Annotated in this window: 13 protein-coding genes; 7 read left to right on the top strand and 6 right to left on the bottom strand. The window is 53.2% G+C overall.

Translation table 11 applies throughout. From position 1 onward, the window contains the following. Window positions 1-281 precede the first annotated feature (281 nt). On the top strand, window positions 282-707 hold the full coding sequence (locus tag D8B20_RS20375) for a GNAT family N-acetyltransferase (protein WP_145055675.1): 426 nt from the start codon (window positions 282-284) through the stop codon (window positions 705-707). Window positions 708-866: 159 nt separating this feature from the next. Here the strand turns inward: D8B20_RS20375 and D8B20_RS20370 are convergent, their stop codons facing one another. Further along, window positions 867-3,383, bottom strand: coding sequence for a heavy metal translocating P-type ATPase (locus D8B20_RS20370; protein WP_235213027.1), 2,517 nt, complete (start codon window positions 3,381-3,383; stop codon window positions 867-869). A gap of 193 nt (window positions 3,384-3,576) precedes the next feature. Here D8B20_RS20370 and cadR point away from each other — a divergent pair, with 193 nt between their 5' ends. The 4 genes from cadR (at window position 3,577) to arsC (ending at window position 6,504) form a co-directional block, all read left to right on the top strand. Then, complete coding sequence (gene cadR, locus D8B20_RS20365) at window positions 3,577-4,035, top strand: Cd(II)/Pb(II)-responsive transcriptional regulator (protein WP_033755771.1); 459 nt, start codon at window positions 3,577-3,579, stop codon at window positions 4,033-4,035. Between the two features lie 263 nt (window positions 4,036-4,298). Continuing rightward, window positions 4,299-4,652: a metalloregulator ArsR/SmtB family transcription factor gene (locus D8B20_RS20360; protein ID WP_028722306.1), complete on the top strand. Its 354-nt coding sequence runs from the start codon at window positions 4,299-4,301 to the stop codon at window positions 4,650-4,652. Window positions 4,653-4,742: 90 nt separating this feature from the next. After that, entirely contained in the window at window positions 4,743-6,032 is a 1,290-nt protein-coding gene (locus D8B20_RS20355; protein ID WP_019106253.1) for an arsenic transporter, read from the top strand. Between the two features lie 43 nt (window positions 6,033-6,075). Further along, window positions 6,076-6,504, top strand: coding sequence for a glutaredoxin-dependent arsenate reductase (gene arsC, locus D8B20_RS20350; protein WP_028722307.1), 429 nt, complete (start codon window positions 6,076-6,078; stop codon window positions 6,502-6,504). Window positions 6,505-6,570: 66 nt separating this feature from the next. Here the strand turns inward: arsC and arsH are convergent, their stop codons facing one another. Genes arsH through D8B20_RS20330 form a run of 4 tightly spaced genes read right to left on the bottom strand, consistent with a single transcriptional unit; the run spans window position 6,571 to window position 9,421 of the window. Continuing rightward, a complete protein-coding gene (gene arsH / locus D8B20_RS20345; protein ID WP_028722789.1) occupies window positions 6,571-7,284 on the bottom strand; it encodes an arsenical resistance protein ArsH in 714 nt (237 codons plus the stop codon). A 5-nt stretch (window positions 7,285-7,289) separates the two neighbouring features. Beyond that, on the bottom strand, window positions 7,290-7,622 hold the full coding sequence (locus D8B20_RS20340) for an ArsR/SmtB family transcription factor (RefSeq protein ID WP_028722790.1): 333 nt from the start codon (window positions 7,620-7,622) through the stop codon (window positions 7,290-7,292). Window positions 7,623-7,670: 48 nt separating this feature from the next. Continuing rightward, window positions 7,671-8,897 carry an MFS transporter gene (locus D8B20_RS20335; RefSeq protein ID WP_145891760.1) on the bottom strand — a complete coding sequence of 409 codons (1,227 nt, stop codon included), beginning with the start codon at window positions 8,895-8,897 and terminating at the stop codon, window positions 7,671-7,673. Then, window positions 8,894-9,421 (bottom strand): GNAT family N-acetyltransferase, encoded by a 528-nt coding sequence (locus D8B20_RS20330; RefSeq protein ID WP_145891758.1) that lies wholly within the window; start codon window positions 9,419-9,421, stop codon window positions 8,894-8,896. The genes D8B20_RS20335 and D8B20_RS20330 overlap by 4 nt, the downstream gene beginning before the upstream one ends. Window positions 9,422-9,519: 98 nt before the next feature. Here D8B20_RS20330 and D8B20_RS20325 point away from each other — a divergent pair, with 98 nt between their 5' ends. Beyond that, complete coding sequence (locus D8B20_RS20325; protein WP_145891757.1) at window positions 9,520-10,425, top strand: LysR family transcriptional regulator; 906 nt, start codon at window positions 9,520-9,522, stop codon at window positions 10,423-10,425. A 117-nt stretch (window positions 10,426-10,542) separates the two neighbouring features. Here the strand turns inward: D8B20_RS20325 and D8B20_RS20320 are convergent, their stop codons facing one another. Continuing rightward, entirely contained in the window at window positions 10,543-11,139 is a 597-nt protein-coding gene (locus tag D8B20_RS20320; protein WP_033755777.1) for a recombinase family protein, read from the bottom strand. A 335-nt stretch (window positions 11,140-11,474) separates the two neighbouring features. Between D8B20_RS20320 and D8B20_RS20315 the strand changes: the two genes are divergently transcribed. Beyond that, window positions 11,475-13,613: an AAA family ATPase gene (locus tag D8B20_RS20315; RefSeq protein WP_145891755.1), complete on the top strand. Its 2,139-nt coding sequence runs from the start codon at window positions 11,475-11,477 to the stop codon at window positions 13,611-13,613. The last annotated feature ends 14 nt before the right edge of the window (window positions 13,614-13,627 follow it).

Below are 13,627 nucleotides of genomic sequence, written 5' to 3'. Positions count from 1 at the left end.
TGCAGCTGAAACCGACTGTAATCAGAAAAAAGAAAAGCATCCTTCTGGACTCCTCCGGCTCGCCAGATTCTGATGGTGCAAGGCAAGGTGAACTCCTGCAGCTGGCTTAAAGTCTGCTATGAGCGACAAGCGGACATTGTGCATTAGCGCTAACGGTTCAATCTTTGGAAGTTAGCGCGATTCAGTTCGGATAATTTCTCTTAGATAATGATAAGGTTAAGTCTCCCTACAACATCTCAACAGGTGTGAAAGTGAGCATTTCAGCGATATATGAATGGCGTATGAATGATTTTCTGATTAGTACAGACAATGAAAAGTTGAACATACAGGCTGTGCATCAGTATTTGACGAGATCTACATGGGCAAAAGGTATAGATCTGGAAACCGTCACGGCTTCAGTAGCAAACAGCCTTAACTTTGGCATTTATCACAATGGATCTCAGGCAGGATTTGCACGTCTGATAACGGACTATGCTACTTTCGCGTATCTTTGTGATGTTTATGTACTTGAGGAATACCAGGGAGACGGGTTGGGAAGATGGCTTATGGAATGTATTCATAGCCACCCGATGTTTGAAAAGCTTCGTAGGATCTTGTTATTCACAACAACTGCGCCCTGGCTTTATGAAAAGTTTGGCTATGAACCGGTGAATAAGAAAAATTACGCATGGGCTATCACCCGGCCTGACATCTATACCAATAGATAAAAGCAAACATAACAAGCATTTCTTAATGCCCGGCCACAGTTCCTTTGAAAGCACAACGTCCGCTTCTGGCACATAGCGGACTGACGCGCAGACTAATGTCCGCTATGAGCGAAAAGCAGACGTTGCCCGCCGTTAGCCAGCGGGCAACATAATAACCAGCTATTTACGCAACAGGCGCAGGCCGTTTGCCACAACAAGCAGACTTGCACCCACATCGGCAAATACAGCCATCCACATGGTTCCCATGCCGGCAATGGTCAGGGCCAGAAATATTGCTTTGATGCCAATTGCCATAACGATGTTCTGTACCAGAATGCTGTAAGTCTGTTTTGAAAGCCGGACAAAGGCAGGGATTTTACGTAAGTCATCGTCCATCAGGGCAACATCAGCGGTTTCGATGGCGGTATCGGTGCCCATCGCGCCCATGGCAAAGCCGATATCGGCGCGAGCCAGCGCCGGCGCATCATTGATGCCGTCGCCTACCATGCCAGTGGTACCCTGAGCCGTAAGTGTTTCAATGGCGCGCAGTTTGTCCTCAGGCAACTGGTTACCCCGGGCTTCATCGATACCGACCTGAACGGCAATGGCCTGCGCTGTACTCGAATTGTCTCCGGTCAGCATGAGTGTCCGGACGTCCAGACCGTGCAGCTGGCTCACCGCTTCGCGACTGCTTTCTTTGACTGTATCTGCCACTGCAAACAGCCCGAGTACCTGATGACTGTCACAGAGCAGGATGACCGTTTTACCAGCGGACTCCAGTTCCCTGAGCGTCGCCCTGACAGTCTCCGGGCAGCTGCTCGTTTCTTCAGCCAGTCTCAGATTCCCGAGGCTGTAGGTTCTGTCATTGATGACACCCCGCACCCCGCGGCCCGGCAGAGCTTCAAAGCGCTCAACGTCATAACGCTGCGAACCCTCTAATGCTGCCGTCACGGCCTGCGAAACCGGATGATCGGAGTAACCCGCCAGACTCGCAGCCAGTCTGCGGCCTTCATCTTCGGCAACCCAGGTATAGATAATCACATCCGTTTGTACAGGTTTACCGTGCGTCAGCGTGCCAGTTTTGTCGAGCGCCAGCCATTTCAGTTTTCTGCCCTCTTCAAGATAAATGCCACCTTTAATCAGGATCCCCCGGCGGGCTGCCGCCGTCAGGCCGCTGACGATAGTTACTGGCGTGGAAATGACGAGCGCGCAGGGGCAGGCGATAACCAGCATGACAAGCGCCTTATAAACCCACTCGTGCCAGCTTTCACCTGCCATCAGTGGCGGGAGGATGGCAACCGCAACCGCGATTGCAAACACCACGGGGGTATAAACCTGTGCAAAGCGGTCAACAAAGCGTTGCGAAGAGGCTTTTGCCCCCTGGGCCTCCTCCACGGCATGAATGATGCGTGCGAGTGTAGTATTTCCGGCAGCAGCCGTTACCCGGTATTCAAAACCACCGGAGCCGTTAACCGTCCCGGCGAAAACCGGATCGCCTTCTCCTTTTTCGATCGGCAGGCTTTCGCCGGTAATGGGTGCCTGGTTGATGCTGGTCCTGCCTCGGACAACCCTGCCGTCAAGGGCGATACGCTCACCCGGTTTTACCCGGACCACGCTGTCAAGGGGTACAGATCTGGCATCTGCCACTGTCCAGGAACCGTCCGGCTGCTGAATCGTGGCTGTTTCAGGCGTCAGCGTCATCAGGGAGCCAATAGCATTGCGGGCGCGGTCAAGAGACTTCGCCTCAATCAGTTCCGCGATCGTGAACAGCACCATTACCATGGCGGCTTCCGGCCACTGCCCGAGCGCCAGCGCCCCGGTTACAGCAATGCTCATCAGGGCGTTAATATTCAGATTGCCGTTACGCAGCGCAATCCAGCCCTTTTTGTAGGTAGACAGGCCGCAGGCACCAACAGCGGCCAGGGCCAGAACTGCTTCCAGCCATTCCGGCATGCCTGTCCAGTGCATAGCTTCGGCGGCCGCTGCCGCAACGCCGGCCAGTGCCAGCGGCCACCAGGGATTTTTCTTTTCCTCAGTAGCCGCGTGCCGCCCGCTGCTGTCAGAGAGCTCAGGTTCAAAGCCCAGCGAACGAATGGCGGCCAGAACCGGCTCCAGCGTACCCGGTGCATGAACGACCGTCAGAACGCGCTGCATAAGGTTAAAATCCAGCTCCTTAACGGCCGACATACCGTCCAGCTTTTTACGGATCATGCCCTCTTCTACCGGGCAGTCCATCTGCCTGATGCGGATGCTGGTACGCACTCCGTCAGCGGTCAACTGCTGTGCCTGCAGCTCACCGGAAGTGACAGCCGCAGGTGCGCAGCAGGAACCGCAGGCGCTTTCCGCTTTGCTGCCTGAACAACTGATGCCGGCAGGCCGGGTGACTTTATCAGCCAGTTCCGGGTCAAAACCCAGAGAGCGCACCGCCTGTAGTACCGGCTCCAGTGCCTGCGGCGAGTGGGTCACGGTAAGTACCCTCTGCATCAGATTGAATTCAAGCTCACTGACGTCAGACAGTTTTGTGAGTTTTTTACGAAGCAACGTCTCTTCCGTCGGGCAGTCCATCTGCACGATGCGCAGACGTGTCTGAACGCTATCGCTCCCGTCGCGTTCTGCCACTGGCCCGGAAGGCTGACTCAGACTCTCCGATGAACAGCAGCTTCCGGCACTACAACAGTCCGGTGAGGCATCAGCCATTTTTTGCGAAGTTTTTCCGGAGGCGTCTGCCGTGGCAGCAGAGGTATAGCTGACGGATGTCCGCTCTCCGGACGCGGCAGAACCGCACTTGTTATTACTACAGCAGTCACTCATGTTTTTATCTCGTTCATAGCATATACTGGCATTAAAGACCCTGAAGTAACTACAGGGTCAAGTGTACAAGGAAAAAGTTATGAAAATTGGCGAACTGGCCCGGCAGGCAGGCTGTCCGGTAGAGACGGTGCGTTATTATGAGCGTGAGGGGCTGCTGCAGGCAGCATTACGTGACCAGGCAAATAACTACCGTCACTATGACAGTGCCCATCTGGAAAGACTGATGTTTATCCGCCGCTGTCGGGCGCTGGATATGACCCATGAAGAAATCCGGGTGCTGCTGCAGGCACGCAGTCAGCCTGATGCAGATTGCGGTATGGTTAACGACCTGATAAACGAGCACCTTCTTCATGTACAGGCCCGTATTCGTGAACTTAATATGCTGGAAACGCAGTTGTGCGAGCTGCAGAGTCATTGTAACGCCAACCGTGCAACGCGCGACTGTGGCATTTTGCGCGAACTGGAGCAGGCAGATGAGTCGGATGATGTCCTTCCCGTTATTTCTTCTGGCCATCTTGCCGGCAGCCATCCGCATTAATTTTTTAAGAGCAGGCTCTGTAACGAGCCGTTTTAATTAAAAGATAACGTCCGCTTCTGGCACAGAGCGGACATGCTGACTGAGCTGGAGGTCCGCTATGAGCGAGGAGCGGACCTTGATCGATTACAACTTATTTATCGACGTACTCTATATCTGACCTGCAAGATAAAAAACCACCAAAAATATATGTTTTACCGAATGTATAGTTGCTCGCTACCCCCTACTTAGCGATACTGCTCACTGTTTGTTAAACAGGAGTTGTAATGCTTCAGCTTAATCCTCTACAGCTTTTCAAAACGCTTTCTGACGAAACACGGCTCAGTCTGGTGCTGTTGCTGCGGGAAAAGGGAGAACTTTGCGTCTGCGAACTCACAACTACTCTCAGAGAATCTCAGCCAAAAATTTCCCGTCATCTTGCATTACTCCGGGACGCCGGTCTGCTTATCGACAGGCGTGATGGCAAGTGGATTCATTACCGACTGTCACCTCATATGCCCGTCTGGGCGGCAGCTGTAATTGAACAGGCTTATCTGTGCCAGCGGGATGACATCCTGCAGCTCAGCCAGCAGGCTGAGCGGGACAATGTAACCACCAACGGCAAGCCAATCTGCATTTAAATTTTTTAACTATTCATATGTGTTTTCCCATATGTATATTTTTAAGTTCTCTGCGCCAGGCCTGACAGGTGCAGTATTAAAGGAGAGTATATGTTTCTGGCGGGTGCGATTTTTGTTCTGACGCTGGTACTGGTTATCTGGCAGCCGAAAGGACTGAGTATTGGCTGGAGTGCCGTTATCGGGGGCGCTCTGGCGCTAATGACCGGCGTGGTGCATATCGGTGATATTCCTGCCGTATGGCAGATTGTCTGGAATGCGACGGCCACGTTTATTGCGGTCATCATCATCAGCCTGCTGTTAGATGAGTCCGGCTTTTTTGAGTGGGCAGCACTCCATGTTTCCCGCTGGGGAGGCGGCAGAGGAAGACTGCTGTTCACCTATATTATTCTGCTGGGCGCGGCAGTGGCATCGCTGTTCGCCAATGACGGCGCGGCGCTTATCCTGACGCCAATCGTTATTGCCATGCTCCTGGCGCTGGGCTTCAGTCCGGCTGCCACGCTGGCATTTGTAATGGCAGCGGGCTTTATCGCTGACACTTCCAGCCTGCCGCTAATCGTGTCGAACCTGGTCAACATCGTCACGGCGGACTTCTTTAAGCTGGGCTTCAGTGAGTATGCTTCCGTCATGGTGCCGGTGAATATTGCTTCCGTGGTGGCTACGCTGGTGATGCTGCATCTGTTTTTCCGCAAAGAGATCCCGGCAACCTATGACCTGGCGAAGCTGAAAGCGCCAGCGGAAGCTATACGCGACATGCGCACCTTTCGGGCCGGATGGTTTGTTTTACTTCTGCTGCTGGTCGGATTTTTCGGCCTTGAGCCCCTTGGAGTACCGGTCAGCCTGGTAGCAGCGGTAGGGGCGTTTGTTCTCTGGCTGGTTGCCCAAAAAGGACAGGTTATCGACACCCGCAAAGTGCTGAAAGGCGCGCCCTGGCAGATAGTCATTTTCTCGCTGGGCATGTACCTCGTGGTATATGGCCTGCGTAACGCCGGCCTGACGGATTACCTCTCTGCTGCTTTGAACCGTTTTGCTGAGCACGGCGTCTGGGGTGCCACACTTGGCACCGGCTTCCTGACTGCGGCACTCTCTTCCGTAATGAACAACATGCCTACCGTGCTGGTTGGCGCGCTTTCGATTGACGGCAGCACGGCTCAGGGTGTGGTGAAAGAGGCAATGGTATACGCCAACATCATCGGCTGCGATCTCGGCCCGAAAATCACACCCATCGGCAGCCTGGCGACACTGCTGTGGCTGCACGTGCTGGCTCAGAAAAACATCACCATCAGCTGGGGCTACTACTTCCGCGTGGGCATTGTGATGACCCTGCCGGTACTTTTTGTGACGCTGGCGGCGCTGGCCCTGCGCCTGTCTTTTCAACCTTAACCCCGGGGCTGCGTCTGTGCAGCTCCTTAACGGAGTACCGTTTATGACTGATATCACTATTTATCACAATCCGGCCTGCGGAACGTCCCGTAATACTCTGGCGCTTATCCGTAACAGTGGCGTGGAGCCAACAGTGATTTTGTATCTGGAGATGCCACCATCCCGCGACGAGCTTAAAAAGCTGATAGCTGATATGGGTATTAGCGCACGCGCCCTGCTGCGCAAAAATACAGAGCCGTATGAGCAGCTGGGGCTGGCAGAAGACCGGTTCAACGATGATGAACTGCTGAATGCTATGCTGGCTCACCCTATCCTCATCAACCGCCCGGTGGTTGTGACGCCGCTCGGCACAAGACTCTGTCGTCCGTCTGAAGCGGTTCTGGACATTCTACCTGACCCGCAGCAGGGAGCATTTACGAAAGAGGACGGCGAAAAAGTCATTGATGAACACGGAAACCGGATGAGCCACTGATTTTTTCAGTGTGCTGCCGGCAGGAAGGGAGACGCAAAAACAGAAGCCGGCAGATGCCGGCTTTTTTCATATACTGCGCTGATTAACCCGCTCAGAGAGCTGCGCGGTACTTTCTTTCCTTTCGCTGTAGCGATCGGTCAGGTAGTCACTGCGCCCGCGCGTCAACAGAGTGAACTTCATCAGCTCCTCCATTACGTCCACGATGCGATCGTAGTAAGGCGAAGGCTTCATGCGACCATCTTCATCAAATTCAGCCCAGGCTTTTGCCACGGATGACTGATTCGGGATAGTAATCATACGCATCCAGCGCCCCAGAATGCGCATCTGATTAACTGCGTTGAAAGACTGCGAGCCGCCGCTGACCTGCATGACAGCCAGGGTTTTTCCCTGCGACGGGCGAACCGCACCTGACGTCAGCGGTATCCAGTCAATCTGCGCCTTCATGATGCCGGTCATAGCGCCGTGACGCTCCGGGGAGCACCATACCATGCCTTCCGACCAGAGAACCAGTTCGCGCAGTTCCACAACTTTGGGATGCGTTTCAGGGGCATCATCAGGCAGCGGCAGACCGGACGGATTAAAAATTTTGACCTCTGCACCCATTGCCGTCAGCAGCCGGGCGGCTTCTTCCGTCGTCAGCCGGCTATAAGATCGTTCCCGCAGCGAGCCGTAGAGCATCAGAATGCGGGGCGGGTGCGCCACTTCTGCAGCCCTCAGCTTATCTTCCGTCAGCGGCACGTCCAGGAGTGAAGTATCAACATTTTTCAGGGTATCGTTCATGTTATTCACAATGAGGTCTCTTTGTGAGTCGTCGCGGGTGACAGGCTGCAGCTACTGCCTGCGCAGCATTCCTCTGTAAGAAAGGCCATCAGTTGTTCAAGCTGCGTATAGCAAGGTCTGCAAAACAAGGTACGGCTCTGCCGTTCCTGGCTGATCAGGCCCGCGGACATCAGCGCCGAAATATGATGACTGAGCGTGGAGGGCGGAATACCGAGGCGCTTCTGCAGAACACCGACTGGCAGGCCGTCATGACCCGCTCTCACCAGCTCCCTGTATACGCTAAGACGGGTCGGGTGCCCCAGCTCCCGAAGCGCATTTGCTGCTGTTTTTAAATCCATACGCCCTCCTTGAACTATATTTCCAGAATAATAGAAATATAATCAGCGTCAAATATTTTTCCCCGGAATGGATGGCTCGCCCTTATCCCGGTTCGGTCCAGCAGAGGAAGGATGACGACGCCAGATCACTATGGAAATCGCCGTGATGAACAGGGTAAGGATGGCAGATAAAAGCAGCGTGCCGGGTGTGCCGTATTGCTCCAGCAGTGTGGCGTAAACTGACGGCGCGAGCGCCGCGAGCAAAAAAGCGGGTGACAGCAGTAAGCCTGTTTTACGGGCATACTGCTGCGGATCAAACAGCACAAGAGGCAGGACGGCCTTAATGATCGTACTCAGTCCGTTTACAGCCCCGTAACTCAGAATAAAGATGGCTGTAGCCACCGGGGTAACATTCCCTGCAAGGCCAACCAAAAAGCATAATGGCAGAATAATGCCGGTAAACAGGCTCAGACGGATCGCTGAAGTACGTGCACCGGAAGCCACGTCCAGCAGTCTGGCGCTCACCTGTCCCACCCCCCACAACATACCCGCTACGGCGGGCATACCATAAGCGGCCAGTATCTGAGGAAAATGAGCGGACACGCCGGTGGAAACAAAGCTTATCAGCGCTATCAACGTGGCGTACCACAGGCCGCTGATAAAGGCTTTCCGGTCTTCTGCTGGTCCGATCGCCTGAAGAGCGGGCTGCCCGGCAACGGGAGGTTGACGCCGATAACCTGCCGGAACGGTGGTCAAAAAAAGCAGGCTGACAATGCCTGCACAGCCGTAAACGATAATGGCATGCCGCCAGTCGGTAAAGTGCAGTAGCGCAGCGCCAGCAGGCCAGAACGCGACTGACGCGAGACCACCCAGCAGTGTGACCAGGGTGATTGCCCGGCGGGCCTCTGCGCCTGCAATTTCTACAAGCAGCGCAAATGCGGCATCATACAGGGCAAGTCGCATGCCAGCTCCCATCAGGAGCCAGACGGCAACCCACGATGTGGTTGAATGGGTAAAAGCCATCAGAAAACAACCGAGGACTATGACGAAGGTTCCCACCATCATCACCGTACGCCCGCCGGTACGTGCTATAAGGGGGCCGGTAAGTGGCGAGACAAGCCCCATAACAAGCATGGCAATAGTCAGCCCGGAGAATGTCACAACTGGTGACCGGCCTGTCTCCGACATGATGGCGGTCCCGAAGACCCCCGGCATATAGAATGTGATACCCCAGTTGATTAGCTGCGTCATGCCAATGCAGAAAATGGTGCGGCCTGTCAGATACCCGTCAGTCAACCCGTGCTCTCCGGAAATGTGGCGTCGCCCTGCCCGAGCGTACGCTGCAGGATGACCGTATCAAGCCAGCGTCCGTGCTTGAAGCCCACAGATTTGAGCGTTCCTGTAATGCTGAAGCCTGCCGCGCGATGCAGGGCAAGAGAGGCGCTATTTTCGCTGTTTCCAACTACGGCCACGAGCTGGCGAAAGCTACGGTCCTCTGCCCATGTGACCGCACTCAATAACAACTTTTTTCCGATCCCCTGACCCTGAAAGTTGGGGGCAATATATACAGAATTCTCCAGGGTGAATCTGTAGGCACACCGTTCCCGGTAGAGTGACAGGTAGCAGTATCCGCGGACATTGCCGTCCTCAACAGCCACAAACCAGGGCAGTCCTGCTGCACGCACCTTTTTCAGGCGGGCTGTCATTTCAGCCGGATCCGGCGGTTCAGTTTCAAAAGTGGCGGTGCCATGCAATACGTGATAAGCATAAATCTGCTGGATGGCAGGAATATGTCGTTCATCTGCTTCGGTTATTTCCATCGGTACGGCTCCTTCTGCGGTCATAAGCAGAGACTAACCGGAATGAACAATTTCAGACAGGCAGCAGGACTTATCAGCGGCATAAGGAAAATTTTGGCATGGCAAACCTGAACCTCGATCACCTGGCTACTTTCAGACTGGTCGTCAGCCGGGGCAGTTTCTCCGGGGCGGCTGAAGCACTTGGTCTGTCGCAGCCGGCAGTGAGCCTGCATATAAGACAACTGGAGCAGGCGCTTCAGGTCCGGCTTATTGAGCGAACCAGCCGGGGAGTAAGGCCCACGCCAGCCGGGCTGACTCTCGTTGAGCACAGCATGAAAATTGATGCAGTGGTAAGTACAGCAGTTGAATCGGTGTGCCAGCATTCTGATGAGATAACCGGCACTGTTACTGTTGGCACAGGCGCAACGGCCTGTATTCATTTACTTCCCCCCTTACTACAGCAACTGCGGCAGGCCCATCCCCTGCTGAAGGTGGACGTACGCACAGGTAACACTTCCGATATAGTGCGGGGCGTGGAGGAAAATCGTATAGATATTGGCCTGGTGACTCTGCCAGCTGCAGGTAAAAACCTGAGCATCATCCCGCTGGGTACGGATGAGTTTGTTGTCATCATGGAAAAGGATGCATCAGAGCCGAGTGCGAAAATATGGAATCCGGACGCTTTGTTGCCGCTGCCGCTGATTATCTTTGAACCGGGAAGCGGGACACGCGCCCTGATTGACCAGTGGTTCCGGGAGACGGGACATATTGCCTGCCCGGTCATGGAGCTTGGCAGTATCGAAGCTATTAAAAGAATGGTCCGTGCCGGTCTTGGCTACAGCATTGTTCCCAGAATGTCCGTTGCATGCATTGAGGAAAGATCGGGGCTCGATCTTTACTCTGTGACGCCCTCTCTTCACCGGACTCTCGGGACAGTCATGCGGGAAGACCGGATTGTAAGCAGAGGTATCAATGAAGTGCTGAAAAACCTAAACAGCAGTTTTGCAAAAAACGAAATCAGATAAATATTCTTCGATATCTAAACCGGACAGGTCTACTCTCTCCGGCGAAGTATCACTACAGCTTTTACCAGCTACCAACGTCCGCTTCTGGCACAAAGCGGACATACGCAGAAAAGCAACTCATGAACGAGCATCAGCGTCTTCCATTATCGCTTTCACTCTTAAAATGGTCTGCCGTGTGGTGTCAAATTCGCGGGCGATCGCGCTGATACTCTTCCCTTCACTAAGACGCAAGAACACCGCTTTCTTTTGTTCGTCATCCAGAGCCGGCGGGCGGCCGAAACGCTTTCCGGATGCCTTAGCCCGCGCAATACCAGCATGTGTACGTTCAAGTAGCAGATCGCGCTCAAATTCAGCAACCGCCGAGATTACCTGCATTGTCATCTTTCCGGCCGGACTGGTGAGGTCTACCCCTCCCAGCGCCAGGCAGTGTACCCGTATTTCTGACGCAGAAAGTAGCTCAACGGTTTTTCTGATATCCATGGCGTTTCGCCCGAGGCGATCCAGCTTCGTTACGATTAAAACGTCCCCGTTTTCCATTCGATCAAGGAGACGCATAAATCCAGGGCGTTCAGCAGCCGCGACTGAACCACTTATGTACTCTTCAATCAGTCGCTGGGGTCTGATGGCAAAGCCGGCCGCTTCGATTTCGCGACGCTGGTTTTCAGTGTTCTGTTCGAGGGTCGATACCCTGCAGTAGGCAAAAACTCGTGACATGTAGTTATTTTATGTACGAAATAGGTGTACTTATTATAACCCATGTCCGAAATTAAAAACACTAACTTTCGGACAGGTTATATTCTACATGTACGAAACCGGTTGTATTCATACACCCTCACATCACCTTCTCACGACCTGCGTGCCAAAAAATTAATTACAAGCAAATATTCCCGATGAGGAACAATTTCTCAGCTACTCATTAATCGCTGCGAACGCCGGTATGCTTTACCTGAAAATGAAACAGTGCTTATATATTCTGGCTTCAGCATGATTAATTAATCGGGCCTGTAATTCAGGGATCCGCTCAGCGTCTTTGCCGTAAAGGATTGGGTATGGAAATTGAAATTAATAGCTGCAATAACATCGATAAAGCAAATATCACTCTGGCAGAGAATAAATTAAATATTAAATTTGCGCCTAATGGTACCGGAAAAAGCACCATTTCCCGCGCGATTCAGTGCACAGTTAACGGGGATGAGCAGGGGCTGAGTGACCTGCTTCCGTTCAGATATCGTGGTTCTAATCCTGATGCAGTCAGGCCAGCGGTAACCGGCGCCGATGGTCTGCAGAACGTCATGTGCTTTAATGAAAAGTATGTCGATCAGTTTACTTTCCAGCCGGACGAACTCGTAAGCAACAGTTTTGATATTTTCATCAAAAGCGAAGCGTATCACGAGACCGAACGTGAAATCGAAGCCATGGTCGTGGCCATACGGCAGCAGTTTGCTGATAACGCCGGCCTTGAAGAATTCATCACTCACCTGGGGGAGCTCAGCGCGGCGTTCAAACTGAGCAGTACCGGGATTGCAAAAACGTCCACAGGAATGAAGGGCCTGTCTGCCGGTAACAAGCTTCAGCACATTCCTGAAGGCCTGGAACTGTATAAGCCATACATCCAAAGTAAAAGCAGCGTGGAGTGGATTGAATGGCAGACCCGGGGATATGAGAAATTCTCTACGCTTTCTGAAGGCTGCTGTCCGTTCTGCACCGGTGACTCACGTGAAAAGGCCGAGCAGATCAGCCGCGTTAGCACAGAATATGATAAGGCCATTATTAAAAACCTGATCGGCCTGATTGGGGTGCTGGATAAACTCGGCGAATATTTTTCCGAGCCTGCCCGCGCCCGCCTCGCTGACATCACAACGCGGAAAAGCGGGCTGGAAAAACAGCACGAAGAATATCTTGTGACGGTGAAGAAACAGACAGACAGCCTGATTGGAATGCTGAATACCCTGAAAACCCTCAATGGTTTTACGTTCAGCGCGTCCACCAACGTTAAGGCGGCGCTGGAAGCCTGTCGCTTGGACGTGAAGTTTTTCCCGGAGCTGCAGTCAGATAAAACGGCCAGCACCGTGGCCAGCCTTAATGCCTCCCTGAATGACCTCACGACGCAGGCCGGGCGCCTACAGGGACAAATCAACAAGCAGCGCCAGGGCATGCAGAAGCTGATCCTCAAGCATAAAACCGATATCAATACCTTTCTGGCTTACGCTGGCTATCGTTATCAGGTGGACATCACGGGAGAAGGCGATAAATGCCGGCTTAAGCTGCGCCACGAAGATTTTGACGGCTACGTCAGCGGCGGCAGCCAGCATCTCAGCTATGGTGAACGTAATGCCTTTGCCATCGTCCTCTTCATGTACGAATGCTTGGCTAAGAAACCGGATCTGATCATTCTTGACGACCCGATTTCATCCTTTGATAAAAACAAAAAGTTTGCCATTCTGGAGATGCTGTTTCGCCGCAATGCCGGTGAATGCCTGAAAAACGAAACGGTACTGATGCTGACTCACGACGTTGAACCCATTATTGATACGCTGAAGTCCGTCAGGAAGCTGTTTAATAATCTGGTTACGGCCTCACACCTCCGCTACAGCTCAGGCTGCATCACCGAGCAGCTCATCGGCGAAAGCGACATCCGCACCTTTGCTCAGATCTGCCAGTCCGTTACTGACTCTGACAGTGAAGACGTGATAAAGCTGATCTATCTTCGCCGGCATTATGAAATTATCGACGACCGCGGTGATGCCTATCAGGTGCTGTCAAATCTCTTTCATCACCGGGAAACGCCCATTGACAGCCGTGAACCCGTTCAGCAGGGAGTGGGATATCCTGAAATGGCCGCGGAGAAAGTCGCTAATGGCTGCCAGGCAATTGCCTTACGTATACCCGGATTTGATTACGCAGCGACTCTTGTGCAGCTAACGGACCCGGATCGTGTTCGTGCGCTCTATTCTCTCTGCCGGAGTGGCTACGAGAAACTACAGGTGTTCAGGCTGCTTCAGACCGGACTCGAAAATGCGGTCATACGTAAGTTCATGAACGAGACCTACCATATTGAAAATGAATTTATCTGTCAGCTGGATCCCGCCCGGTTTGATCTCATTCCTGAATATGTCATCAGAGAGTGCGATTCGCTGATACTCCCTCCTCCATCTGCGAATGACGATGCTATGGAAGAAATTGCCTGACTTTTCGGAGTTAT

This window comes from Candidatus Pantoea soli, assembly GCF_007833795.1.
GTDB lineage: Bacteria > Pseudomonadota > Gammaproteobacteria > Enterobacterales > Enterobacteriaceae > Pantoea > Pantoea soli.
The sequence above is the reverse complement of the archived record's forward strand: the minus strand, read 5'-3'. Positions and strand labels throughout refer to the sequence as shown.

Coding starts and splice junctions, on each gene's coding strand:
- D8B20_RS20325 (WP_145891757.1), top strand. CDS start 9,520: ATGGCAAACCTGAACCTCGATCACCTGGCTACTTTCAGACTGGTCGTC.
- D8B20_RS20370 (WP_235213027.1), bottom strand. CDS start 3,383: ATGGCTGATGCCTCACCGGACTGTTGTAGTGCCGGAAGCTGCTGTTCA.
- D8B20_RS20375 (WP_145055675.1), top strand. CDS start 282: ATGAATGATTTTCTGATTAGTACAGACAATGAAAAGTTGAACATACAG.
- D8B20_RS20340 (WP_028722790.1), bottom strand. CDS start 7,622: ATGGATTTAAAAACAGCAGCAAATGCGCTTCGGGAGCTGGGGCACCCG.
- D8B20_RS20360 (WP_028722306.1), top strand. CDS start 4,299: ATGCTTCAGCTTAATCCTCTACAGCTTTTCAAAACGCTTTCTGACGAA.
- D8B20_RS20330 (WP_145891758.1), bottom strand. CDS start 9,421: ATGGAAATAACCGAAGCAGATGAACGACATATTCCTGCCATCCAGCAG.
- D8B20_RS20315 (WP_145891755.1), top strand. CDS start 11,475: ATGGAAATTGAAATTAATAGCTGCAATAACATCGATAAAGCAAATATC.
- cadR (WP_033755771.1), top strand. CDS start 3,577: ATGAAAATTGGCGAACTGGCCCGGCAGGCAGGCTGTCCGGTAGAGACG.
- D8B20_RS20355 (WP_019106253.1), top strand. CDS start 4,743: ATGTTTCTGGCGGGTGCGATTTTTGTTCTGACGCTGGTACTGGTTATC.
- arsC (WP_028722307.1), top strand. CDS start 6,076: ATGACTGATATCACTATTTATCACAATCCGGCCTGCGGAACGTCCCGT.
- D8B20_RS20320 (WP_033755777.1), bottom strand. CDS start 11,139: ATGTCACGAGTTTTTGCCTACTGCAGGGTATCGACCCTCGAACAGAAC.
- arsH (WP_028722789.1), bottom strand. CDS start 7,284: ATGAACGATACCCTGAAAAATGTTGATACTTCACTCCTGGACGTGCCG.